The organism is Streptomyces africanus, assembly GCF_030816955.1.
Taxonomy (GTDB): Bacteria; Actinomycetota; Actinomycetes; order Streptomycetales; family Streptomycetaceae; genus Streptomyces; species Streptomyces africanus.
Genome location: NZ_JAUSYP010000001.1, coordinates 2,626,521 through 2,650,583 on the forward strand (window position 1 = coordinate 2,626,521; position 24,063 = coordinate 2,650,583).

The 24,063-nt window shown below is 71.9% G+C and carries 19 protein-coding genes; 10 read left to right on the forward strand and 9 right to left on the reverse strand.

All coding sequences use genetic code 11. From position 1 onward, the window contains the following. Positions 1 to 3: 3 nt before the first annotated feature. The 5 genes from arfA to QF034_RS12225 all read right to left on the reverse strand — a co-directional run bounded on the left by arfA (position 4) and on the right by QF034_RS12225 (position 5,730). Entirely contained in the window at positions 4 to 1,518 is a 1,515-nt protein-coding gene (gene arfA / locus QF034_RS12205; RefSeq protein WP_307174967.1) for an arabinosylfuranosidase ArfA, read from the reverse strand. Between the two features lie 67 nt (positions 1,519 to 1,585). Then, a complete protein-coding gene (locus QF034_RS12210) occupies positions 1,586 to 2,554 on the reverse strand; it encodes an arabinan endo-1,5-alpha-L-arabinosidase (protein ID WP_307174968.1) in 969 nt (322 codons plus the stop codon). Between the two features lie 22 nt (positions 2,555 to 2,576). Continuing rightward, positions 2,577 to 3,449 carry a carbohydrate ABC transporter permease gene (locus tag QF034_RS12215; RefSeq protein WP_307174970.1) on the reverse strand — a complete coding sequence of 291 codons (873 nt, stop codon included), beginning with the start codon at positions 3,447 to 3,449 and terminating at the stop codon, positions 2,577 to 2,579. Further along, positions 3,446 to 4,384, reverse strand: a complete 939-nt coding sequence (locus QF034_RS12220) for a carbohydrate ABC transporter permease (protein ID WP_307174971.1) — start codon at positions 4,382 to 4,384, stop codon at positions 3,446 to 3,448. Before QF034_RS12220 ends, QF034_RS12215 begins: the two co-directional genes overlap by 4 nt. Continuing rightward, positions 4,381 to 5,730, reverse strand: a complete 1,350-nt coding sequence (locus tag QF034_RS12225) for an extracellular solute-binding protein (RefSeq protein ID WP_307174972.1) — start codon at positions 5,728 to 5,730, stop codon at positions 4,381 to 4,383. Before QF034_RS12225 ends, QF034_RS12220 begins: the two co-directional genes overlap by 4 nt. A 237-nt stretch (positions 5,731 to 5,967) precedes the next feature. Between QF034_RS12225 and QF034_RS12230 the strand changes: the two genes are divergently transcribed. Genes QF034_RS12230 through QF034_RS12240 form a run of 3 tightly spaced genes read left to right on the forward strand, consistent with a single transcriptional unit; the run spans position 5,968 to position 9,241 of the window. Beyond that, entirely contained in the window at positions 5,968 to 6,588 is a 621-nt protein-coding gene (locus tag QF034_RS12230) for a toxin-antitoxin system, toxin component family protein (protein ID WP_307174973.1), read from the forward strand. After that, positions 6,585 to 7,805, forward strand: coding sequence for an MAB_1171c family putative transporter (locus tag QF034_RS12235; protein WP_307174974.1), 1,221 nt, complete (start codon positions 6,585 to 6,587; stop codon positions 7,803 to 7,805). The genes QF034_RS12230 and QF034_RS12235 overlap by 4 nt, the downstream gene beginning before the upstream one ends. Beyond that, positions 7,802 to 9,241, forward strand: coding sequence for an NAD(P)/FAD-dependent oxidoreductase (locus QF034_RS12240; RefSeq protein ID WP_307174975.1), 1,440 nt, complete (start codon positions 7,802 to 7,804; stop codon positions 9,239 to 9,241). The genes QF034_RS12235 and QF034_RS12240 overlap by 4 nt, the downstream gene beginning before the upstream one ends. Before the next feature lie 88 nt (positions 9,242 to 9,329). Here QF034_RS12240 and QF034_RS12245 read toward each other — a convergent pair whose 3' ends face one another. Together QF034_RS12245 and QF034_RS12250 are read right to left on the reverse strand one after the other, a co-directional pair. After that, positions 9,330 to 10,178, reverse strand: a complete 849-nt coding sequence (locus QF034_RS12245; protein WP_307174976.1) for an SMP-30/gluconolactonase/LRE family protein — start codon at positions 10,176 to 10,178, stop codon at positions 9,330 to 9,332. Further along, positions 10,175 to 10,948 (reverse strand): IclR family transcriptional regulator, encoded by a 774-nt coding sequence (locus QF034_RS12250; RefSeq protein ID WP_307174977.1) that lies wholly within the window; start codon positions 10,946 to 10,948, stop codon positions 10,175 to 10,177. Before QF034_RS12250 ends, QF034_RS12245 begins: the two co-directional genes overlap by 4 nt. A 242-nt stretch (positions 10,949 to 11,190) precedes the next feature. On the opposite strand from QF034_RS12250, the gene QF034_RS12255 reads away from it, so the two are divergent. Next, positions 11,191 to 13,200, forward strand: a complete 2,010-nt coding sequence (locus QF034_RS12255) for a TerD family protein (protein WP_307179861.1) — start codon at positions 11,191 to 11,193, stop codon at positions 13,198 to 13,200. Positions 13,201 to 13,242: 42 nt separating this feature from the next. Here the strand turns inward: QF034_RS12255 and QF034_RS12260 are convergent, their stop codons facing one another. Together QF034_RS12260 and QF034_RS12265 are read right to left on the reverse strand one after the other, a co-directional pair. Next, the gene (locus QF034_RS12260; RefSeq protein WP_307174978.1) at positions 13,243 to 14,487 is read right to left on the reverse strand and encodes a PucR family transcriptional regulator; all 1,245 of its coding nucleotides are present in this window, start codon (positions 14,485 to 14,487) and stop codon (positions 13,243 to 13,245) included. A gap of 2 nt (positions 14,488 to 14,489) precedes the next feature. Further along, entirely contained in the window at positions 14,490 to 14,642 is a 153-nt protein-coding gene (locus QF034_RS12265) for a hypothetical protein (protein ID WP_307174979.1), read from the reverse strand. A 215-nt stretch (positions 14,643 to 14,857) separates the two neighbouring features. Here QF034_RS12265 and pgfA point away from each other — a divergent pair, with 215 nt between their 5' ends. From pgfA to QF034_RS12295, 6 genes are all read left to right on the forward strand, one after another. Beyond that, positions 14,858 to 15,853, forward strand: a complete 996-nt coding sequence (pgfA, locus tag QF034_RS12270) for a cell envelope lipid trafficking protein PgfA (protein ID WP_307174980.1) — start codon at positions 14,858 to 14,860, stop codon at positions 15,851 to 15,853. Between the two features lie 206 nt (positions 15,854 to 16,059). Next, positions 16,060 to 17,211, forward strand: coding sequence for a glycosyltransferase family 4 protein (locus QF034_RS12275; protein ID WP_307174981.1), 1,152 nt, complete (start codon positions 16,060 to 16,062; stop codon positions 17,209 to 17,211). Between the two features lie 8 nt (positions 17,212 to 17,219). After that, complete coding sequence (locus QF034_RS12280) at positions 17,220 to 17,957, forward strand: class I SAM-dependent methyltransferase (RefSeq protein ID WP_307174982.1); 738 nt, start codon at positions 17,220 to 17,222, stop codon at positions 17,955 to 17,957. Next, on the forward strand, positions 17,954 to 22,081 hold the full coding sequence (locus QF034_RS12285) for an alpha-(1->3)-arabinofuranosyltransferase (RefSeq protein WP_307174983.1): 4,128 nt from the start codon (positions 17,954 to 17,956) through the stop codon (positions 22,079 to 22,081). The genes QF034_RS12280 and QF034_RS12285 overlap by 4 nt, the downstream gene beginning before the upstream one ends. Further along, complete coding sequence (locus QF034_RS12290; RefSeq protein ID WP_307174984.1) at positions 22,078 to 23,325, forward strand: condensation protein; 1,248 nt, start codon at positions 22,078 to 22,080, stop codon at positions 23,323 to 23,325. Before QF034_RS12285 ends, QF034_RS12290 begins: the two co-directional genes overlap by 4 nt. Next, positions 23,322 to 24,059 (forward strand): class I SAM-dependent methyltransferase, encoded by a 738-nt coding sequence (locus QF034_RS12295; RefSeq protein WP_307174985.1) that lies wholly within the window; start codon positions 23,322 to 23,324, stop codon positions 24,057 to 24,059. Before QF034_RS12290 ends, QF034_RS12295 begins: the two co-directional genes overlap by 4 nt. Positions 24,060 to 24,063: the final 4 nt, after the last annotated feature.

Sequence of the window (24,063 nt, forward strand, 5' to 3'; positions counted from 1 at the left end):
CCGTCACGCCAGCCGGATCACGTTCCAGGACAGCGGCTCCAGGACGGTGCTCAGCGTGCCGTCCTGGAGTGCCGTGCCCTCGCCCGGGTGCGGGGCGACCCGCTCGGGGTCCTCCAGGGTGTTGCGGGCGTCGGGGTCGGCGTCCGCGAGGACGCTGTGCTCGACGACCCGGGTGAGGTCGAGGCCGTTCAGGGCGACGTCGAGCGGGAGGGCCTCGGTGCGGCTGCGGTTCACCGCGAAGACCGTGACCGTGCCGTCCTCGGCGCGTACGGCGGTGGCGTGCAGCAGGTCCGTCTCGCCGTACTTCTTCGTCTCGTACGTCGGCGACTCCACGCGGACGTCGAGGACCTGGCCGCGGCCGTACCTGCTCGCCTGCGCGAACGGGAAGAACGTCGTCTGCCGCCACGCCGGGCCGCCCGGCTCGGTCATGATCGGCGCGATGACGTTGACGAGCTGGGCGAGGCAGGCGACCGTGACGCGGTCGGCGTGCCGGAGCAGGGCGATGAGGAGCGAGCCGAAGACGACCGCGTCCATGACGCTGTAGTTGTCCTCCAGCAGGCGCGGGGCCTCGGGCCAGTCGCCCTGTTCGATGGCGCGGGCGTGCTCCTCCCACTCGCGCAGGTACCAGACGTTCCACTCGTCGAAGGAGAGGTTGATCCGCTTCTTCGACTTGAGCTTCGCGCCCACGTGGTCGGCCGTCGCGACGACGTTGTCGATGAAGGACTCCATGTCGACGGCGGAGGCCAGGAAGGAGTCGATGTCGCCGTTCTCGGGCCAGTAGTAGGCGTGCAGCGAGATGTAGTCGACGAGGTCGTACGTCTCCTCCAGGACGGTCGCCTCCCACTCGGCGAACGTCGGCATGGACTGGCTGGAGGAGCCGCAGGCGACCAGTTCGACGCCGGGGTCCATCTGGCGCATGGCCCGGGCCGTCTCGGCGGCGACGCGGCCGTACTCCTCGGCGGTCTTGTGGCCGGTCTGCCAGGGGCCGTCCATCTCGTTGCCGAGGCACCACAGCTTGATGCCGAAGGGGTCCTTGTCGCCGTGGCTGACGCGGAGGTCGGACAGGGCGGTGCCCTGGGTGTGGTTGGCGTACTCCTGGAGTTCGAGGGCTTCGGCTACGCCTCGGGTGCCGAGGTTGATGGCCATCATGGGCTCGGCCTGGGGGCCGATCTTGCGGAGGAAGTCGATGTACTCGGAGAGGCCGAAGCGGTTGGTCTCCGTGGAGTGCCAGGCGAGGTCGAGGCGGCGGGGGCGGTCCTCGGCCGGGCCGACCGAGTCCTCCCACTTGTAGCCGGAGACGAAGTTGCCGCCGGGGTAGCGGACGGCGGTGACGCCGAGTTCGCGGACGAGGTCCAGGACGTCCTGGCGCAGGCCCTTGTCGTCGGCGGTGGGGTGGTCGGGTTCGAAGACGCCGGTGTAGACGCAGCGGCCGAGGTGTTCCACGAAGCTGCCGAAGAGACGGGGGTTGACCTCGCCGACGGTGAAGGCGGGGTCGAGGGTGAAGCGGGCCTTGTGCATGCTTGCCTTTCGCGGTTCGATCTTGTCTGCCGGGCCGTCCGTGGTGTGTCGCGCGGTTCCCCGCGCCCTAGGCCACGACCGGCCAGCCGTTCTTCGTCCAGTTCAGCCTGTTCAGCCCCAGCTTCGGGGTGCCTTGGTCGTCTGCGTCGTAGTAGTGGTAGGCCAGGACATCCTTGCCCCTGTCCCTGAAGATCGACTCGCCGCCCGGGCCGATGTACCTGCCGTGGCCGGCCAGGAGGAGGTCGCCGCCGCCCTCCAGCATCGGCTTGCCCGTGCTGTCGACGTACGGGCCGGTGACCTTCAGGGACCTGCCGACCCTGATCTTGTAGGTCGAGTTCACGCCCGAGCAGCAGGCGTCGTACGACGCGAAGAGGTAGTAGTAGCGGCCGTGTTTGACGATGTAGGGGCCCTCGACCGCGTAGGGGGCGTCGGGGCGGGTTGCCAGGTGGTGGACCTCGGTGCCGGGGAGCGCCTTGCCCGTCGCCGGGTTCAGTTCGATCATGCGGATCCCGGTCCAGTAGGAGCCGAAGGACATCCACAGCCGGCCGTCGGCCCCCATGATCGCCGGGTCGATGGCGTTCCACGGGTCGGTCGTCTCCGAGGTGAAGACCTTGCCGTGGTCGGTCCAGGTGCCGGGCAGGCCGGTGCGGGACGTGGCGACGCCGATCGCGGAGTGGTTGGTGCCCCAGGAGGAGACGGCGTAGTAGAGCCAGTAGCGGCCGTCGCGGTAGGAGAGGTCGGGGGCCCAGGGGTCGGCCTTGTCGTTGTACTCGTACCACCAGGCCGGCGGTGTCGCGAAGGCGTTGCCGGCGTCGTCCCAGTGATTGCGGTCCTTCGAGACGCGGGCGCCGATGATGCCGCCGGTGGAGTAGGCGACGTAGCCGCCGGACTTCAGGCGCATCACGGTCGGGTCGTGGATGATCTGCTGGCCGGTGACGGGCTGCGGGTCGGGGTACGCCGTGTCCGCCGTGGCCGAGGTCGGCAGCAGGGCGAGGACGGCGGCGGCGAGGATCGCCGCGAGTCGGAGACGCTTCACGTGTGTGGCTCCTTCGGGGCGGTTACTGGCCCGCGAGGCCGGTGTGCGCGACACCCGCCACGATCTGGCGCTGGAAGAAGACGAAGACGATGATCAGCGGCAGGCCCGCCATGAGGCCGCCCGCCATGAGCTGGGCCCACTGGATGCCGTAGGAGTTCATGACAGTCGCGATGCCGTTCGGCATGGTCATCAGGTCGGGGTTGTTGGTCACCATGTACGGCCAGAGGAAGTTGTTCCACGAGGCGATGAAGGTGAAGATGCCGACCGCGGCGAGGGAGGGCCGGGAGAGCGGCAGGACGATGGTGAAGAAGACCCGCCAGCGGCCCGCGCCGTCGATGAAGGCGGCCTCCTCCAGCTCGCGCGGGATGCCCTGGAAGAATTTGTAGAGGATGTAGACCATCGCGGCGGGCGCGCACTGCGGCAGGATCATGCCCCAGTAGGTGTCGACCATGCCCATCTGCTGGACGGTGGTGAAGAGGGGGACTCCGAGGACCGCGGGGGAGATCATCAGGCCCGACATGACGATGCCCATGAGCACGCTCTTGCCGCGGAACTCGGTGCGGGCGAAGCCGTATCCGGCGAGGGCGCTGACCACCAGCACGACGGAGGTGACGCAGACCGACACGACCAGGGAATTGACGAACCAGTTGGTGACGTTGCCGGTCTCCCACAGCGACTTCCACGCCTGGGCCGTCCAGACCTTCGGCACCCAGTGCGGCGGGATCTCGGCCGCCTCCGCCTCGGACTTGAACGAGGTGAGCAGAGCCGCGGCGATCGGCGCCACGAAGAGGGCGGAGACGGCGACGCCGATCAGCGTGAGGATGATCTGGCTCGGCGTCCAGGGCTTGCGGGACTTGGTGCGTACGGTGCGTACGGTCGACTCGGCGGTGGTCATCGGCCGCCCTCCTCACGGTTGCGCAGCAGCCACATCCGCGCCAGGGCGACGACTGCGATGATCACGAAGAAGATGATGGACATCGCGGAGGCGTAGCCCACGCGGTAGCTGGTGAAGCCCTGTTCGAGGGTGTACTGGACGAAGGAGCGGGTGCTGAGCTCCGGTCCCGGCGAGAAGTCCATCATCACGACGGCCTGGTCGAAGAGCTGGAGCGAGGCGAGGATCTGGAGCGCGATCACCAGGCCGGTGATGTTGCGCAGCATCGGCAGCGTGATGTGGACCATGCGGTGCCAGGCATTGGCGCCGTCCAGTTTCGCGGCTTCGTACAGATGGCCGGGAATCCCCTGGAGGGCGGCGAGGTAGAGCAGGAAGCTGAAGCCGACCGTCCACCACAGGGTCTCGATGACGATGGCGAGCATCGCGTACGACTTGTCGGTCAGCCAGGGCGTGTCGATCCCGAAGGTCTGGTTGATCAGGCCGATGCCCTGGGTGAACAGCCACTGGAACATGTTGGCCGCGACCGTCGAGGGCAGCAGGAACGGCACGAAGAAGCACAGCCGCCACAGCCACTTGCCGCGCTCGATGTGGTGGGCGAGCATCGCGAGCAGGAAGGCGAGGACCGTGATGCACGGGACGACCAGCAGCGTGAAGTACGCGCTGTGACCGAGCGCGTCCCACATCGCCGAGTCGTTCAGGGCCTCGCGGTAGTTGTCGAGGCCGACGAAGCTCGCGCCTTCGCCGGAGATGTTGGCGTCCGTGAAGCTGAGGTAGACGCCGCGCAGCAGCGGCCAGATCACGAACAGCACGAAGAGCGCCAGGAACGGGGCGACGAACCAGCCCCCGTGCTGGAAGCCCTGCTTGCGGCGGACGGTCGCGGTGGCGGTCGCGGTCCTGGCGCGGGCCGGTGCGACGACGGTCTGAGCGCTGGTCGTCATGCGACCGCACCTCCCTGCGCGGCGGTTCTGCCGTCCATCGGGTTCTTCGAGGCGAGGAGCTTGGTGAGCCGGCTCTTCATCCGCTGCGCGACCGCGGCCGGTTTGGCGGAGCCCATGGTCGAGGAGACGACGACCGGGCCGAGATCCTGGGCGAGGACGCCGGTGGAGCCCGCGAACCACACCTTCGGCTCGGTGGCCTGGTGATCCATGGCGCTCACGTACTCGTTCTGCGGGGTGAGTTTCTTGTACGCGTCCGTGGAGAGTGTCGGCGTGTAGGCGGGGATGTGACCGCCGGCCGCCCACTGGAGGGCGTGCCTGACGACGTAGGCGGCGAGCCGGTGCGCGCCCGCGTTGGTGTCACCGCCGCGTCCGGACTGGTGAGGCAGGACGAACGCGTGCGACTCGGCGTGGGTGGCCTGCTTGCCGAAGACGGGCGGCAGCGGCATCGCACCGTAGTCCAGCTCGGCGCCGGAGAAAACCGGCACGGACCAGTTGCCCTCCCAGGTGAAGGGGGCGCCGTTGACGAACTGTTCGCCGGTGGGGGCGCCGGGGATGACGTACCCGTCGGTGACGTGCTTGCGGAGGAACTCCAGGACCTGGGTGGCCTTGTCGGCGTCGAAGAGGACCTCCGTGTTGTCGTCGTTGAACCACCGGCCGCCGAGCTGGGTGTAGAAGGCGACGAAGAACCACCACTGGAAGTTCTGGTCGTTGGCCCACAGACCGATCGTCTGGAGTCCCTTCTTCTGGACGGCCTTGGCCTTCTTCAGGACGTCGAACCACTCGTCGGTGGAGGTGACCGGGATCATCCTGCCTTCGTCGCCGAGCAGGCCGGCCTTCTTCAGCACGTCCTTGCGGTAGAAGCAGAGCTGGACGTGGATGTCGAGCGGGAGGGCGTAGAGCTTGCCGTCGATGACGCCGCGCTGCCACAGCTTGGGGTTGAAGTCCTGTTCCCGTATGCCGTACTTGGCGAGCAGGTCGACGTCCCAGGGGTCCAGGAGGCGGCCGGGCGAGAAGCCGGTGACCCGGCCCATGTGCATGACGCCGAGGTCCGGTGCACGATTGCCGGCGGCCGCCATGGCGAGCTTGGTGTAGAAGGGGTTGCCCCACTGGAGTGTGGAGTCCTTGACCGCGATGTCCGGGTTGTCCTTACGGAAGGCGTCCAGCATCGCGATCATGTTGGCGCCGTCGCCGCCGCTGAAGAGGTTCCAGTACCGCACGCGCGTGCTCGCACTGGAGGCGAGTGCGTCGGCCCCGGTGCCGAGTGCGGCGAAGCCGAAACTGCTCGCGACCGCGAGGCCACCCGCCGCGGCCAGGAGTTGCCTGCGGTTCAGGTCAGGTCGTCCCATGCCCTGCCCTATCTGTTCGGAGCTCAGTTGTTCCGAGCGTGTTCGAAATATCGAATATCGCTCGTGAAGTCGAACGGACCGTACGATTGCAGCGCTGCAACGTCAATGGGTCGAGCTGAAGTTCCCGAAATCCGGGTCGTTGGTGTTTGAACGAACGATCGGGAGATCGCATGACGGGGGCAGTTCCGGACGCGTACCCTCGAACAGGCTGTCAGGGGGCGAAGCGAAGGGGGTTCGATGGATCTCGCGGGCGGGCGGAGGACCACGGCACGCCTCGCCTCGGCCCTGCGGCGCTCACGCGCCCGCTCCGCCATGCGCGCGCTGACGGCCGAGCTGGCGGACGCGCTGCGGGCCAGGCCCCGGCCCCCCTCCGGCGTACGGGACGTGTGCCGGGCCTTGTGCGAGGAGATGAGCGCGCGGCGGGGCGGGCGTCCGGTCGAGCTGCGTTTCGAGCGGTTCCCCGACGAGATCGAAGTGACCGGCCTGTGGGTGGAGTTCCAGGACTTCGACCTGGTCATCGTCGAGGAGCGGGCCGAGGCCGTGCAGCAACTGGTCATCCTCGGACATGAGTTGTGGCACCTGCACGCGGGGCACCGCCACCACCATGTCGCCGGTACGGCGGCGGCCCGGGCCCTGGACCGCGAACCCGGCTGGACGTCCGTGGCGCTGACGGTGGCGGCCCGGGACGGCTCGCGCCAGCGGGACGAGGCCGAGGCCGACGCCTTCGGGCACCGGCTCGCCGCCGCGTTCCGCTCCTTCGCGGACGGCACCGTCCCGGACGAGCCGGACGCCGCGCTCGACCCCGTGCGGCGGTCGATGGGCTACCGCGGAGGCGGACGCGGAGGCGGCGCGCGATGACCGAGGCACGGGACGTCCTCGGCACCTTCTCCATCTCCTTCTGGCTGCCGATCGGGGCGCTGACCGTCGCCCTGGTGATGAAGCTGCCCAGCCTGGTGAGGATGTGGCGGGACCCGATGCTGCGGGCCGTCGGCGGGCTGCTGCTGTTCGCCTGCGCCGTGTTCGTCTTCGCGTCCCCGTCGGTCATCGGCTGGACCAACCGCGTCACCGGCGTGCCGAACATCGCGGCACCGCTGGTGTACTCGCTGCTCACCGCGCTGTGCGCGTCCTGGCTGCTGCTGATCGTCGCCTGGCGCAACGGCCTGGCCGACCGCTCGGCCTCGACGCGCCGCGCCGCCCGGTGGGTCGTCTTCGCCTACGCGGGAGTGGTCGTCGCCCTGTGGGTGCTGTTCTGGCTCGCGGACGTCCCCGTGGAACGCCGCCGGGACCTGGACACGTACTACGCCACCACGCCCTTCATGCGCGAGGAGATCCTGCTCTATCTCCTCGCGCACACCGTGGCCTGCTCGGTCACGGCCCGGCTGATCTGGAACTGGGTGCGCACCGACGGCCTCGACGCCTGGCTGCGCTGGGGCCTGAGGTTCCTGGGCGTCGGCTACGCGACGAACCTGCTCTTCGACGTCGCCAAACTCACCGCCGTCATCGCCCGGATGACCGGCCACGACCTGGACTGGCTGAGCACCTACCTGGCGCCCTCGGCCGCCTGCCTGTCGGCCACCATGGTCGCGATCGGCTTCATCATCCCGCACGGCGGCCAGTACCTGCACGAGCGCTGGCGCATCCGGCTCGCCCACTGGCAGCTGCGCCCGCTCTACCTGCTGCTGCGCACCGTGAACGGCGGCGGCGCCCCCTTCGCCCCGCGCGCGACCGGCGAACTGCGCCTGATCCGCCGCGAGACGTACATCCGCGACGTGCTCCTCCAGCTCTCCCGGCACCTCGACGAGGACCTGCGGGAACGCTCCTGCGCCGCGGCCCTGGACCTCGGGTTCGAGCCCGGCCGGGCCAAGGCCCTGGCCGCCGCCGTCACGATCCTGGACGCCGTCGCCGCGCGGGAGCGGGCCCCGCAGGCCGACAGCGCCGCCTCCCCGTCCGGCCCCGACACCGCCTACCTGCTCCAGGAGATCCAGGCCGTGGCCCTGGCTCTGCGTCACCGCGACCACATCGAGGCGGTACGCTCACGCGCGGCCGCCCCCGGGAGAGAGAACGCCCGCGCATGACTGACCGTCCCACCCCCGCCAGAACCGCCGTCGTCCTGGGGGGATCCCACTCCGGCATGCTCGCGGCCCGCGCCCTGGCCGACGTCGCCGACCGGGTCGTCGTCGTGGAGCGCGACGCGCTGCCCGCCGCTCCCGGCCCCCGCAAGGGGCTGCCGCAGGCCCGGCACGCGCACATGCTCTGGTCGGGCGGCGCGCGGGCCATGGAGGAACTCCTGCCGGGGATCACCGGAGCACTCCGCGACGCCGGGGCGAACCGGCTGCCGGTCACGACGGACGTCGTCGCCCTGGGGACGCGGGGCTGGTTCCGGCGCTGGGCCGAGTCCCACCACGTGATCCTCGCCGGCCGGGACCTGCTGGACGCGACCGTCCGCGCCCGGGTCCTGGCCGACCCGCGGATCGAGGTCGTCGAGCGGGCCGAGGCGGTGGGCCTGACCGGCACGGACGCCGCCGTCACGGGCGTCCGCATCCGGCCCTGCGAAGGCCCCGAGCGGATCCTCACCGCCGACCTGGTCGTCGACGCCTCGGGCCGCGGCTCCCAGGCCGCCCGGTGGCTGACCGCCCTCGGCCTGCCACCGGCGGAGCGACGCGAGGTCGACGCGGGCCTGGCGTACGCCAGCCGTCTCTACCTCGCCCCCGCCGCGGCCCGCGACGGCTTCCCCGTCGTCAACGTGCAGCCCGACCGGCGGGACGGCGGACCGGGCCGGGCGGGCTTCCTGCTGCCCATCGAGGAAGGCCGCTGGATCGTCACCCTGTGCGGCACCCGGGGCGGCCGGCCGTCCCCGGAGAACGACGACTTCGTCCGCTTCGCCCGCGAGGACCTGCGGCACCCGGTCATCGGCGAACTGCTCGAACGGGCCGAGCCGCTGTCCGACGTGGCGTTCACCCGCACGACCGTCAACCGCCGGCACTTCTACGAGCGAATGCCGGTGTGGCCCCGGAACTTCGCCGTCCTCGGCGACGCCCTCGCCGCGTTCAACCCGGTCTACGGGCACGGGCTGGCCGTCGCCGCGCAGAGCGCCCTGCTCCTGCGGGACACGCTGCGGCGGCACGGCTGGGCGGCTCCCGGACTGTCCCGGCTGATCCAGAAGGCGGTGTCCCGCCCGGTCGGCGCGGCCTGGGACCTGGCGATCGGGCAGGACGTGTTCTACCCCGGCGCGACGGAACAGGGCCCCACGCTGCGGGACCGGCTCGTGACGGCGTACGTGGACCGGCTGATGTACACGGCGACGGGCAACGGCCGCATCGCCCGCCGGGTGACGGACGTGACGTCGCTGGAGCGGGGGGCGGGGGTGTTGCTGACGCCGTCGGTGATGGTGGCGGCGGCGGTGGGGCCGCTGCGGCCGGCGTTGAGCGGGCCACCACTGACCGCTGAGGAACGGAAGGCCGCCGGGTTGGACACCTGGCTGCGGGCAGTCGTGCCTCCCCCAGTGCCTTAAGGGCCTGGGAGGTGCCCCCAGGGCGGCACGGGTGGGCGCAGCGGCACCTTGCAGCGCCGGGTTGCGCCCCCACCTCCACGAGCGGACCTCAGCCTTGGAACGCGGGCTGGGCAATCCCCTTGCCCGCCCCCGGCACCACGAACACCGACCCCGCCGGCGCCGGCGGTTCCGTCAGCCCGACCCGAGCCGTCGTGATGTACAGGTCACTCAGCCCGGCCCCACCGAACGCACACGCTGTGACCAGCGGCACCGGCAACTCGATCACCCGGTCCAGCCGCCCCTCCGGCGTGTACCGCCGGACCGCCGACCCCTGCCACAGCGCCACCCACACACAACCGTCCGCGTCCACGGTCAGCCCGTCGGGGAACCCCGCGCCGTCCTCGATCTCCGCGAGGGTCCGCCGCCCGGACAGCCGCCCGTCCGCGTGGTCGAAGACGTCGACCCGCCGGGTCGGGGAGTCGATGTAGTACATGAGCCGGCCGTCGGGGCTCCACCCCGTGCCGTTGCTCACCGCCACGTCGTCGAGGACCACCTCGACCGATCCGTCACCGGTGATCCGGGACAGCGTGCCGCCCCCGGGCGCCTCGTCGTAGCGCATCGTGCCCGCCCACAGCGAGCCGTCCGGCGCGACGGCCGCGTCGTTGGCGCGCCGGCCGGGCACGGGCTCGCGATGCAGCCAGCGAAAATCGCCGTCGGGGTCGAGGAGGCCGACCCCGTCGCGCAGGTTCAGCACCAGCCCGCCGCCGGCGCGCGGCTTGACCGCGCCCACGTGCTGTTCCGTCCGGCGGACCGTGCGGCGCCCGGTGGCCGGGTCGTACGTGTGCACCCGGCAGCCGAGGATGTCGATCCACAGGAGCCGGCCGGCCGCCGCGTCCCAGGTCGGTCCCTCGCCGAGCTCGGCCTCGGCCCGTACGGCGACCTCGTACGGCGTCGTCATGCCATGCTCCGGTGGCCGAGGTGCTCGGACAGCTCGGCGGCGCCCTTGGCGGCGAGCTGCTCCAGCTCGGCGCGGCGCTCCTCGCTCCAGCGGATCATGGGCACGGAGATCGACAGGGCGGCGACGACCTGCCCGGTGCGGTCGCGGACCGGTGCGGCCACGCAGCTCACGTCCGGGTTGGACTCGCGGTTCTCGACGGCGAGGCCCCGCTCACGGATCTCGGCCAGGGTCTCGCGCAGGGCGGCCGGGTCGGTGATGCTGTTGGAGGTCATCGCGACCAGCTCGGCGCCGTCGGGGATCCGCGCGGCGAGTTCGTGCTCGGGAAGGGAGGCCAGCAGCATCTTGCCGACGGACGTGCAGTGGGCGGGCAGCCTGCGCCCGGCCGCCGACACCATCCGCACGGCGTGCGTGGAGTCGACCTTGGCGATGTAGATGACGTCCGTGTCCTCGAGGATCGCCACGTGCACCGTCTCGTCGCAGGTCTCGGCGACGGACCGGGCGACGAGCTGGCCCTCGGCCGCGAGGTCGAGCTGCTCGGAGTAGCGGGCACCGAGCTGGTACGGGCGCACGCCGAGCCGGTAGCGTCCGGGCTGGCCGGGCACGGGGACGATGTACTTCCGGGCGGCGAGCGTGGTCACCAGCTCGTGCACGGTCGTGCGCGGCAGCTGGAGCTTGCGCACGATGTCGGGGGCGGAGAGCGTCCCGTCCCCGTCGAGGAAGAGCTCGAGAATGTCGAGAGCCCGGGTCACGGCTGGTACGAGGCGTCCCACGACCGGCCCCCTCCCTATGTGTTCTCAGGCGCCTGTGGTGGCGATATCGACGTTCGAGATATCAACAGGCGATCGGCATGACGAACACAGGCTAGCCATAGAGGTTTGCCCGGGCAATGGGCAGAGGCCCGGGATGCGGAAACCCATGAGCACGCCACAGACACGTGGCGTGCACATTAAAGTGCCCTGTGTGCGGCACGTCACAGGTGTCGCAAGGGTGGGGGGAAATCTCTGTGCGCGACATGACCATGGGCTCGAACGTGTCTCTGACAGCCCTGAGCGACACCGTCGAATCCGCGATCGTCAGTCTGGGCTGGTCCAGCCCGACCGGTGAGGGCGACGCCGACGTGTCCGTCCTGCTGCTGGCCGCGGACGGCAAGGTACGCAGCGACGCCGACTTCTACTTCTACAACAACCCGGTGGCCGCCGACGGCAGTGTGCAGCTCCTCGGCAAGGAGCCGACGGGGGACGGCAGCGAGGACCGGATCAGCTTCGACCTGACCGCGGTCCCGGCCGATGTGGAGCGGATCGTCGTGGCCGCGAGCCGGTACGAAGGCGCGCGCTTCGGCGAGCTGGACGACGTGCGGGTGACGCTGGCCGACGCGGTGGGCGAGGGCCTCCTCCGGTTCGTCATCGAGGATCCCGGCCAGGTGAGCGCGATCATCTTCGGTGAGCTGTACCGGCGGGGGGAGGAGTGGAAGTTCCGGGCCGTCGGACAGGGCTACGAGAGCGGGCTGGCCGGGCTGGCGGCGGACTTCGGCGTCGACATCGAGGACGACGAGGCGGAGTCCGCGGCGGCGGTCGCGGAGGAACCCGCCGCCCCCGCGCCCGATGCCCAGCCGCGAGCGGCGCTGGAGGCCGTCCCGGCACCGCGACCGCCGGCCGACGAGGAAGCCGCCCCGAAGAAGCGGACGGCCCGGCCCCGGACCGCGAAGAAGAAGGTCACGCCGCCCAGGGCGCCCGCGCAGAGCCTGGCGGAGAACGAGACCTGGAGGCCGGCGCGGCTCTTTCCGGTCTCGGCTCTCAAGGGCGACCGGGACCGGGAGATGCGCGCCACCTCGGTCCTGTTGTCGGTGATGGCCCAGGTGCCCCGGTTCGGCAGGCGGATCACCGCCCCGTTCGGTGCGCCGTCCGGTCGCATGGAGACGTTCACCGAGGTCTCCCTGCCGCACGGTGACACGCCCCGGCGCCCCGACGGAGTGATCCGCGTCGAGCGCGCCGGCAAGCTGTGGACGGCACTCGTCGAGACCAAGACCAACGGCAACGCCCTCAAGTCCGAGCAGGTCCAGGCCTACATGGACATCGCCGCCCGGCGCGGCTACGAGGCCGTGATCACGCTGTCGAACGACGTCGCGCTGGAGGGCAGCCCGCTGGTCGACGTCAAGGTCGACCGGCGGCGCAAGCACCAGGTGGCGCTCTGGCACCTGTCCTGGGCCGAAGTCGCCCATCAGGCCCAGATGCTGATCCGGCACGAGGGCGTCGGCAACGCGGCCCGCACCTGGCTCCTCCAGGACCTCCTGCACTACCTCCAGCACGACAACTCCGGTTGCCACGGCTTCCAGAACATGGGCTCGGCCTGGGTGCCGGTGCGCAATGGCATCGACGACGAGACCCTCTGCCAGGGCGACCCGCGCGCCTTGGAGGTGGTGGAGAGCTGGGAGCGGCTCATCCGCCAGGTGTGCCTGCGGCTGGGCGGCGAACTCGGGCAGAAGGTGCTGCCCGCCCAGCGCACCCGGCGCGGCACCGACCCCGGGGCCCGCCGCGCCCGCCTGGCCGACCAGCTGTGCCGGGAGGGCAGGCTCCACGCGGAGTTGCGCGTCGAGGGCGCCCCCGGCCTGCTCACCGTCAGCGCCGACCTGCGCACCGCCAAGCTGCGTACGTCCGTGGAGATCCCGGCCCCCGAGCAGGGCTATCCCCTGACGTGGGTCAAGCGCCTGGTCCGCCAGCTCGCGGAGGCACCGGCGGACCTGCACGTCGAAACCCTGGTGGACGGCCAGACGGGCGGCCCCCGGGGCACGCTGGAGCGGCTCCGCCCGGAACCGGGGGACCTGCTCCCCAAGGACGGCGCCACCCGCATCACCGGCTTCCGCCTGTCCCTCTTCAAGGGCATGGGCAGTGGCCGGGGCAACGCGGAGTCCGGCTTCATCCGCAGTGTCGACGACGCCGTGCACCGCTTCCACACCTCGGTGGTGGTCCACCTGGACGCTCCCGCATCCGGGCGGGCTGCGGCGAAGGAGCGGGCCACGGTGTGACGGCGCGGCGGCGGTGAGCCCCGCCGGGTGCGCCGGCCCGGCTCACCGCCGCCTCCGCACCACCCCCAGCTCCCCCCGCAATCGCTGCGCCCGCAGAACCAGTTCCAGTTCGAAGCGGCGGTCGGGGTCGTCGATCTCGTCGCCCCACAGTTCGCGGATCTGGCGCAGGCGGTAGCGGACCGTCTGGGGGTGGACGCCGAGGCGCGTCGCGACCTCGGGGGCGCCGCCGCGGGTCTCCAGCCAGGCCAGGAGGGTTTCCGCGAGGCGGCGGCCGTGGGTGGGGCCGCAGTGGGTCAGGGGGGCCAGGCATCTCAGGGTCAGGTCGTCGATGAGTTCCTCGGGCTGGAGGAGGACCAGCGCCTCGGTGTGCTCGGTGCAGTAGAGGACCTCGCCTGAGGGGAGCAGGTCCCGTTCCATCAGGCGTACGGCGGCCTCGGCCCAGCGCAGCGACTTGGCCGCGTCGGTGAGCGGGACCGGCGGGCCGATCGCGCCGGACCAGCCGGCCAGGGCCCGGTGCAGGAGCTCGGAGCGGCCTGCCGCGTCCGGCTCGGGCACGACCATGCGGGGCTGCTCGTACTCCATGTCGAGCAGCACGCCCTGTCCGACCGCGGGGGCCATGGCCTCCCGGGCGGGGCGCAGCAGGACCCCGACCGCGACCTTCTCGGGTAAGGGCCAGCCGATCCGGGCGGCCCGCTCGGTCAGGGCCTCGGCGGGGTCGCCGCGGTGGTGTTCGGCCAGCAGGAGTTCCATCAGGCGGCGCTGGAGGCGCAGGCGTTCCCCGGCCTGGCGGGCCGCCGCCTCGGCGTAGCCGCGTACGGACTGGTCGACCAGGCCGTCCAGGTACTCGTAGCCCGCGTCGACGAGTTCGTACATCGCCGGGGGCGGGATCTCCACGCGCTGGCCGATGTCGGCGAAGCGGCGCCAGGCCAGGCGTACGCCCATGCGGTAGATGGCCTGCAGGGAGTCGAGCGAGCGGCCGTTGAGGCCCTCGCCGCGGCCGAAGTCCTGGAAGACGCCGGGCGGGACGGTGGGCCGGCCCTCCGAGCGCTCCAGGTGCTGCACGAAGACCTCGATGGCGCGGCGGATGCCGACCAGGGCCATGGGCTCGCCGGAGTCGTCGAGGACGACGGGCAGATGGGGATACTCGCGCTGGATCTCGCAGAGGATCTCCTCGGCGAGCGCGGGCGCCTCGGCCATGGCGATCGCCGCGAACCGGCGCACCTGGAAGCGCGGTACGTCGTGCCAGGCGGAGCGCGTGGTGACGGTTCCGGTGCGGGCGGCCGTCACCGTCAACTCCCCTGCCCGGCCTGCTCGTAGGTGATCAGCGGGGTGTTGGGCTGGTCGGGCGTGGCTTCGAGCAGCGCGACGACGCCCCGCGCGGCGCCCACGGCAAGGGCGGCGGCGAGCGCGACGGTCAGCGCGGCAGCGAGCAGTCTCGACATCGCAGGGTCAGCCTCTCTGTCCGGATTCGTCCGGAGATCGTCCGGAGGTTGTCCCCACCCCGGCATCCCGTCCCTGCCTGTCGCGCCCAGTCTCGACAAGCATTGACACCCCGTCAAGAGCGGCCTACGGTTCCCGGCCCAGCCGCACGCGCTGTTCTCCCCGCCGTGCCGGCCCTCCCGTACGTCGAGCCGTCCCAAGCCACTGGAGTGCCCGGATGCGCCGTACAACCTCTCCTTTTTCGCTGGTCCTGCTGGGTCTCGGCACGTTCCTGCTGGTGCTGGCGCCCCTGCTCGCCTGGTACGTCCAGCCGCGTGCCGCGGTGAACCCGATCGACATCGACACGACCGCCGTCTACACCGGCCGGGGCAGCGTCTTCGACACTGACCGGATCGAGACGGTGCCCGACCGGAAGATCACGGTGACCCAGCGGGTGCGCGGCAACGTCGAGGACAGCGAACGCAGCGGCAACGCCGTCTGGGACGTGACGACCACGGTCGACACGGACAAGTCGCTGCCGGCCGCCGACCCGCACGACGCGCTGGAGTTCACGCCGCACCGCTGGGTGATGGACCGCAAGACCACCCGTCCCGTGCACTGCTGCGGCGAGAAGCCGTACATCGAGGGCGAGGCCTATCTGAAGTTCCCCTTCGACGTGCGGAAACGCTCGTACCAGTGGTGGGACAACTCCCTCGGCGACACGGTCGTGATGCGTTACCGCGGCACCGCGAAGATCCAGGGCTACACCGGCTACAAGTTCACCGGCTCCGTGCCACCGACCAGGACCGGCACGCGGATGGTGCCGGGCAGCCTCGTCGACCAGCCGCAGCGGCCGCAGGTGCTGGCCGAGGAGTGGTACTCCAACCACGGCTTCGAGCTGGTCGTCGACCAGGCCACCGGCCGCGTGATCTACGCGCAGACCGGGCCGAGGCGGACCCTGCGGGCGCCGGGCGGGAAGAAGGACGCGGCGGTGCTGCTGGACAGCCGGAAGATCTCCTTCACGACCGCGACGCAGAAGGAGGCCGTGCGGCAGGCGAAGCGCGACAGCGGTCAACTGCGCTTGGTGGGCACGACGTTGCCGGTCGGGGCCGGTGTGGCGGGTGTGGTGCTCGCGGCGGTGGGTTGCGTTCTGGTGGCGCGTGGGCGGAAGGAGCCGGAGCACCCCGCTCCGTCCGATACATCCGGTACGCCCCAGCCCACCCTCACGATGTGATGTGGCGTCAGCTTGAACAAAGCCCGAAATTGTCACGCCGGTGAGTAGCCGCGGAGAACGTCCGGGCGAAAACTGTCCAACCCCACCCGAGCACATCCCGTCCACACTCCCCTCCCAGGAAGGGCTCAGGCCCCCCACAGCCAGACCCCCAGAGCCACACCATCCCCCACGCTGAGTTCCGCACCCCGAGACGAGTTGGAGCACCCATGCCCCAGCACGTGCCGTCCTCGCTGCCTACCGCGCCCCCCAACGCGGAGCAGCACCTCCCGGCGCTCCCCCCACATCCGCGCCGGATCGTCTTCCTCGCCCATCGCGATCTGGACAACCCGTCCGCCGGCGGCTCCGAGCTGCTGGTCGACAAGCTCGCCGACGGCCTGACCCGGCTCGGCCACCAGGTGACCCTGCTGTGCGGGGGGCCCGCGGCCTTCCGGGACTACCGGGTCGTGTCGGCGGGCGGCCCGTACGGGCACTATCTGCGCGCCCGGTCGGCCTTCGCCCGCCAGGTCGGCGACTGCGATCTGCTGGTCGAGGTGTGCAACGGCATGCCGTACCTGGCGCCGCTGTGGCACTCCGGGCCCACGCTGTGCCTGGTCAACCACGTCCACACCGACCTGTGGAAGATGCGCTTCGGCGGGCCGCTGGCGCCGGCCGCACGGATCGGCCGAAGACTCGAACACTGGGCGCTGACCGGGGCGCAGCAGCGGAGTCTGCTGGTCGCCGTGTCCTCCTCCACCGCGCACGCGCTGCGCGCGATCGGCGTCGAGCGGGACCGGATCCGGGTCGTGCACAACGGGGTCGAGGAGCCGGGCCCTCGGGCCGAGCGCTCGCCCGAGCCGTTGTTCGTCGCCGTCGGCCGGCTCGTCGAGTACAAGCGGATCGATCTGCTGCTGCGGTTGTGGGAGCGGGTGCGGCCCGTCACCGGCGGGCGGCTGGTCATCGTCGGGGACGGCCCCGAGCGGGCACGGCTGGAGCAACTCGCCGGTCCCGGCGTGGAGTTCACCGGGTACGTCTCGGAGGCGGAGAAGCACCGGCTGTTGTGCGCGGCCTGGTTGTTGCTGCATCCCTCGGCAGTGGAGGGGTGGGGCCTGGTCGTGACGGAGGCCGCGGCGCGACAGACGCCGACCGTGGCGTTCGACGTGCCGGGGCTCAAGGACTCCGTGGTGGATGGTGAGACCGGGGTTCTCGCACGCGGTGAGTCGTCGTTCGCGGCGGCGTGGTGTGCGCTGGCTCTCTCCGGGCAGCGGAGGGAGTTGATGGGGAAGGCGGCTCGGGAGCGGGCGGCACAGTTTCGGTGGGACCGTACTGTGCGGCAGTTCCGGGTCGTCGCCGCGGAGGCGGTGAGGGGCTGGGCCCCGTGATACGACCCGTGCGTCCCTATGCGAAAGACCCCTCGTTTCGAAGATCTCTTGCCCTGTTCCGTGCCTTCCTCCACGAGCAGGACGATCCCGGAAGCTGCTACTCACTGCTCGCCCGCGACGCCGCCGACCAGGTCGAGGCCTATGACGGGCCGGTCGCCGGGCGTACCGTCCTGGACATAGGGGGCGGCAGCGGTTACTTCACCGAGGAGTTCCGGCAGCGGGGGGCGAACGCCTTCCTCTTTGAGCCCGACATGGCCGAGCTCGGCGAGAAACCCCCCGACTCGGCCGTCGTCGCCGACGGATACCTGCTGCCCCTCCGGGACGGCGTCGCGGACGTCACGTTCTCCTCGAACGTGCTGGAGCACGTGGCCGACCCGGAGACGTTCCTGAGTGAGCTGGCCCGGGTGACGCGGCCCGGCGGGCTGATCTACGTGTCGTTCACCAACTGGCTGTCGCCGTGGGGCGGGCACGAGTGGGCCCCGTGGCACTACTTCGGTGCCGAGCGGGCCCGGGCCCGTTATCTGCGGCGGACCGGCAGGCCCGCCAAGCACACGCTCGGCGAGAACCTGTTCGCGGTGCACATCGGATCCACCCTGCGGCAGGTGCGTGCCCGGGACGACGTCACGGTCGTCTCGGCGCGCTCCCGCTACTGGCCGTTCCTCGCGGAGGCCGTCGTCAAAGCGCCCGGCATCCGCGAGTTCGCCACCTGGAACCTCCTCCTCATCCTGCGGCGGTGTCCTACATGACAACCACGGTCCAGGCTCCTCCACCGGCAGCCGTCCCCACCACCGCGACCGCGGCGGGTCCGCCCGAGGGCCCGCGGTCCCGGCGCTGGCTGCTGGGGTTCTGGGCCGTGGTGTTCGTGCTGTTCCTGGCCGTGCAGCCGGGGCGGCAGACCTTCGACACCAAGCTCGGTGTGACGGTCGACCCGGGCCAGTTCCTCGCCGACCTGGGGCAGTTGTGGCACGACCGGGCCGGGTTCGGCGGGATCCAGGACCAGTACGTCGGCTACCTATGGCCGATGCTGCCGTTCTACTGGCTGTGCGACCTCGTACAACTGCCGGTGTGGCTGGCGGAGCGGCTGTGGATGTCGGTCGTCGTGTCGGTCGCCTTCTGGGGTGCGCTGCGGCTGGCCGAGCGGCTACGGGTGGGCAGTGGCGCGTCCCGGCTGCTGGGGGCCGTGGCGTACGCGCTGTGGCCGGTGTTCACGACCGTGATCGGGTCGACGTCGGCCGCCGCTCTGCCCGGCGCGTTCCTGCCGTGGGTGCTGCTGCCGCTGACGAACGAGCGGTACGCCGCCCGGGTCGCGGCCCTGCGGTCGGCGCTGCTCGTGCCGTTCATGGGCGGCGTGAACGCCTCGGCGACGCTGGCGTCCCTGCTGCCGGTGGGGCTGTATCTGCTGTCCCGGCCGCCCGGGCCCCGGCAGCGCAAACTGATCGCCTGGTGGGCTCCGGCCCTGCTCGTGGTGACGGCCTGGTGGTGGGTGCCGCTGCTGCTGCTCGGGGTCTACGGCGAGAACTTCCTCCCCTATATAGAGACGTCGCAGACGACGACGGACACCATGGCGGCGACCGAGGCACTGCGCGGCGCCGGGAACTGGGTCGCCTATCTGCACTTCGGTGAGGCGTGGCTGCCCGCGGGATGGGCCGTGGCCTCGTCGGTCGTCGTGATCGTGTGCTCGGCGCTCGCGGCCGGGCTCGGCCTCGCCGGGCTCGCCCGGCGGGACATGCCTGAGCGGCGGTGGCTCGTGCTGACGGTGCTGGTCGCGGCGCTGGTGCTGCTCGCCGGGTACGGCGGCGCGTTCGGGGCGCCGTTCCACGGGGTCGTGCAGGGCTGGCTGGACGGGTGGCTGTCGCCGTTCCGGAACATCTACAAGTTCCAGACGGGCCTGGCGCTGGCGTTCACGCTGGGCCTCGCCCATCTGGCGGGGGTGGCCGCCGAGCCGCGCGGGGCCCGCCCGGTGCGCGGCCGGCGCTTCGCCCCGCTGGTCGCGGCGGTGCTGATCCTGCCGGGGCTGCTGTGGCCGTACCTCAACGGCTCGATCCTCAACCCGGGTTCCTTCCAGAAGCTCCCCGCCTACTGGCAGGCCACCGCCGACTGGCTGGAGAAATACTCGCCCGACTCGCGCGCCCTGGTCGTCCCGGCGACCGCGCACGGCGTCTACACCTGGGGCTCGCCCATCGACCAGCCGCTCGACGTGCTCGCCGAGTCGCGGTGGGCGCAGCGCGACTACGTCCCGTTCGGCACGCCCGGCAACCGGCGCGCGATGGACGCCGTCGAGCAGGCGCTGATGTCCGGTGCCGAAGTGCCGGGGCTGGCCGACTACTTGAGCCGGGCGGGGCTGTTCTACGTCGTCGTACGCAACGATCTCGACCCGGACCAGATCGGGTATGTGCCGACCACGACCGTCAAGCGCACCCTCGAACAGTCGGGGTACGAGCGGGTGACGGGGCTGGGGCCGGTGATGACCGGCGGGCGGCTCGCGCACGACGCCCCACTCCAGGTCGAGGGGCTGTACCCGCGGCAGCGGGCGGTGGAGATCTACCGGCCGGCCGGGCAGGACGTGGTCCGGCCGGGGCAGGCGGGGCTGATGCCGGTCTCCGACACGGCCGTGGTGTCCGGCGGCCCGGAGGCGCTGCTGCCGCTGGCGTCGCGGCTGCGCGGGCGGGCGACCGTCCTGACCGGCGACAACCACCCGGGGCTCGGCACCCCGGCGGTACAGGTGGTGGGTGACGGGCTGCGGCGCGCCGACACCCGGTTCGGCCTGGTCAACGCCGGTACGTCGTACACGTACACCCGCGACGAGCGCAACGCGTCGGAGGCACAGCAGGACCCGGGCGGGAAGCCGCGCCAGATCCTGCCGAACGAGGGCACCGAGCACCAGACGGTGGCCGAACTGCGCGGCGCCCGCTCGGTGACGGCCTCCTCGTACGGCAACTGGCTGTTCCATCTGCCGCAGTACGACCCGGTGAACGCCTTCGACGGCAACCCGGACACCGCGTGGACGGAGGGCGCGCCGGACACGCCGGACGGGCAGTGGCTGCGCATCGGCTTCACCGGCTCCTACGACATGCCGTCCTCCTTCAAGGTGACGCCGCTGCCGCAGGAGAGCGTGCGGGCGGCGGCGACGAAGGTGCGGGTGGAGACGGAGAAGGGCGAGCGGACGAGCTTCCTGCGGCCCAACGGCACGGCGCAGCGCGTCAAGGCGCCCGAGGGCGGCACGCGGTGGATGAAGCTGACGATCGTGGACTCGGTGGAGCGCCGGGCCGGGCTCACGGGCGCGGGCTTCACCGAGGTCGACCTGCCGGACGTGCGGGTGACGCGGCTGCTGCGGCTCCCGGCGGACGCGGCCGACGCGACCGCGGACGCCACGGTCGTCTCCCTGCACCGGGCCTCCGACCCGACCGGCCTCTCCGCGACCGGCACCGAGGCCGGCCTGCACCGCCGCTTCACGACACCGGCGGCCGGGACGTACGAGGTGACGGCGAGCGCGGTGCCGGTGCCGGGCGAGGAACTCGACCGGCTGCTGTACGAGGTCGCGCCCGAGCAGCAGTCGCGGATCGTCGCCACCGCCGACTCCACGGCGAGCCTCGGCGCGGGCCTCGCGGCGCGCAATCTCACCGACGGTGACCTGACGACGGCGTGGATCGCGGGTGACCGGCCGACGATCCACCTGCGCTGGGACGGCAAGCAGCCGGTCGGCGAACTGGTCCTGGCGTCCGCGGGCGGCCTGTCCACCCGCGCCTCCCAGGTGCACATCAGCTCCCCGGACGGCGCCACGATCGCCGGCGTCGACGAGAACGGCTGGGTCCGCTTCCCGCCGATCACCACCGACCGGCTCGATATCACGATCACCGAGACCGCCCCGCTGACCCTGCACAACCCGGTCGCCGACGAGGACCTGCGGCTGCCCGTGGGCCTGACGGAGGCGTACCTCCCGGCCCTCGACCAGTACCGCACCCCGCAGCCGGACGGGACCCGGACGTTCTCGCTGCCCTGCGGGAAGGGGCCCGACGTGGCGCTGGACGGCGAGCTGTACCGGACGAGCGCGAAGGGCACCGTGCGTGACCTGGTGGAACGGCGGCCCGTCGAGGTGACGCTCTGTCAACGGGACAAGAAGGACGCCGAGGTGGAGCTGGCCTCGGGCGACCACCGGCTGGAGGGCGGCGACGCCGGCCCGCTCGCGCTGACGGACGTCACCCTGACCCGCGGGACGGCCCCGGAGGCCGCCGCGGCCGGACGCGAGCTGCGGGTCCGGGACTGGCTGGGCGACCGGCGCGAGGTGACGGTCGGCTCGGGCGCCGCCTCGTACCTGACGACGTACGAGAACTTCAACGACGGCTGGAAGGCCACCCTGAACGGCAAGGAGCTCACCCCGCTGCGGCTGGACGGCTGGCAGCAGGGCTGGCGGGTCCCGGCCGGGGCGGGCGGCACGGTCAAGCTGTCCTACGAACCGGCCACCACGTACGACGCCGGGCTGATCGGCAGCGGCGCCGGCATCGCGGTACTGCTGGGCCTGGCGCTCTGGCGCCGCCGCGCCCCCAACCCCGACGCACCGCAACCGGCCCCGCCGCTGCCCGGCCTGTGGCTCGGCACGGTGGCGCTGACGCTGGTCGGGGTGGTCACCGCGGGGTGGCTGGCGCTGCTGGTCCCGGCGCTGGCGCTGCTCGCGGCCCGGCGGCACACGCTGCTGGTGCCGATCGCGTTCGTGGCGCTGGCGGGAGCGGGGGTCGCTGCCGCGTTCGGGGCCGGGGAGCCGGTGGGCGCGGGCGACGGCGCGTTCGGCCGTACGGCCCAACTGCTGGCGCTGATCGGCCTGTTCGCGGGCCTGGTGAGTCTGCGCGAACCGGAGAGGGGCGAGCCCGTATGACGACACCGGTACGCGTCCCGTTCCCGGTGGTGGACGAGGTGTCCCGACACTGCCTCCAGGAGGAGGAACCGGAAACGGTCCACATCGAGGTCCACCTCCCCGGCCCCGTCGACCAGCCCCGCCTGCGCAAGGCGTTCACCGAGGCCCTGCACCGGCACCCGCGGATCCTGATGCGGGAGGCGAAAGGGCCGTGGTACCGGCGGCGCTACGAGTGGGAGCTGACAGGCGAACCGGACACGGAGGTGGTGACCTTCGCCCCGCCGGGGCCGCGGGCGCTCCAGGACGCCAGGACCCGGGCCCTGACGGAGGCGCCGCCCCTGTCGATGTCACCGCCGATACGCCTTGAGGTGGTCGACTCGGTCCTCTTCCTGACCATCAACCACACCGCCCTCGACGGCCCGGCCTGCCTCCGCATACTCGCCACCGCTGCCGAGTTGTACGGAGGCCAGGACAACTCCCCTGCAGCACCCCCCACTCGCGCACCCCAACCCCTCCACCAAGCCCCGGACACCCCGGCCACCTGGTCACCCCCCGCGCGGGTAGCGCCCGGCACCCCCGACCCCTCCCCCGGCAACGGCATGCTGGTGACGGAGCTCCCCCTCCCCCACCGCCCCAAGGGCTCCCCCTACACCGTCAACGACCAGCTCATGGTCACCACGGCCCTGACCATCGCCCACTGGAACAGGGAGCACGGCGCACGTCCCCGCCCCCTCCGCATCACCATGCCGGTGGACGACCGCCCCCGCGACACCACGATGCCCATCGGCAACGGCACCCGCCTGGTGGAAGTCCCCTTCGCTCCGGTGGAGTTGGACCACCCGGACATGACGGCCCTCCTCCGCCGGACCGCGGAGCGGACCCGCGCGCTGAAGTCCCTGCCCCGCCCCCAACTGGGCCACGGCGCCGCCCTCCTCACCGCCCCCTGGGCCCCGGTCGCCGCCCGCGCCGCCCTCACCCGCGCCCTGCGCCGGGCCGCCGCGCCCTGGACGTCGACGACCCTGCTCAGCAACATCGGCCGTATCCCGTACCCCCTGGACTTCGGTGAGGAGACGGGCCGCGCGCACGCGGTCTGGTTCTCGGCACCGGCCCGGATGCCGCGCGGCCTCACCGTGACCACCGCCTCCACCGCCGGCCGCCTCCACCTGGCCCTGCGCTGGTCCCGGGCCCTGCTCGGCCACGGCGACGGCGCCCACCTCCGCGACCTGTTCGAGCACTATCTGCACACCACGGAGGTGACCCCGTGACGACCACGACCGGCCCCCCGCCCCGCGACCTGCGGGACTTCTACGAGAACCCGGCCGTCCCCGTCGCCTCCGGCACCCCGCGCAGCCTCCGCCAGGCCCGGATGCTGGCCGCGGCCCTCGGCCCGGCGGGCCCGAAGCCCCGGACGATCCTCGACATCGGCTGCGGCGACGGCACCGCCGCCGCCACCGCCGCCCCGCTCCTGCCCGGCCACCGCGTCATCGGCGTCGACTGGTCCCAGGACGCCCTGCGGCGCGCCCGCACCCGCATCCCGTACGCGGTCCGCGGTGAACTCACCGGCGGCGGACTGCCGTTCGCGCCGGAGTCGGCCGACGCCGTGCTGTTCAGCGAGGTGATCGAGCATCTCGTCGACCCGGACGCGGCACTCGACGAGATCCGCCGGATCCTGCGGCCCGGCGGGCATCTGATGCTGTCCACGCCGAACCTGGCCGCCTGGTACAACCGCGCCCTGCTGCTCGCCGGCGTCCAGCCGGTCTTCTCGGAGGTCAGCCTGCGCGGCATCCACGGCCGCCCGGGCTCGGAGGTCGTGGGCCATCTGCGCCTCTACACCGCCCGCGCGCTGCGGGAGTTCGTCGCCGCGTCCGGGTTCACGGTCGTGGCGCTCGAAGGCGCTCCCTTCCACGGCGTGCCGCGCCCGCTGCGGCCGCTGGACCGGCTGGCGTGTGCCCGGCCGCAGCTGGCGTCGATCCTGCTGCTGCATGCCAGGAGGACGTAGCCCA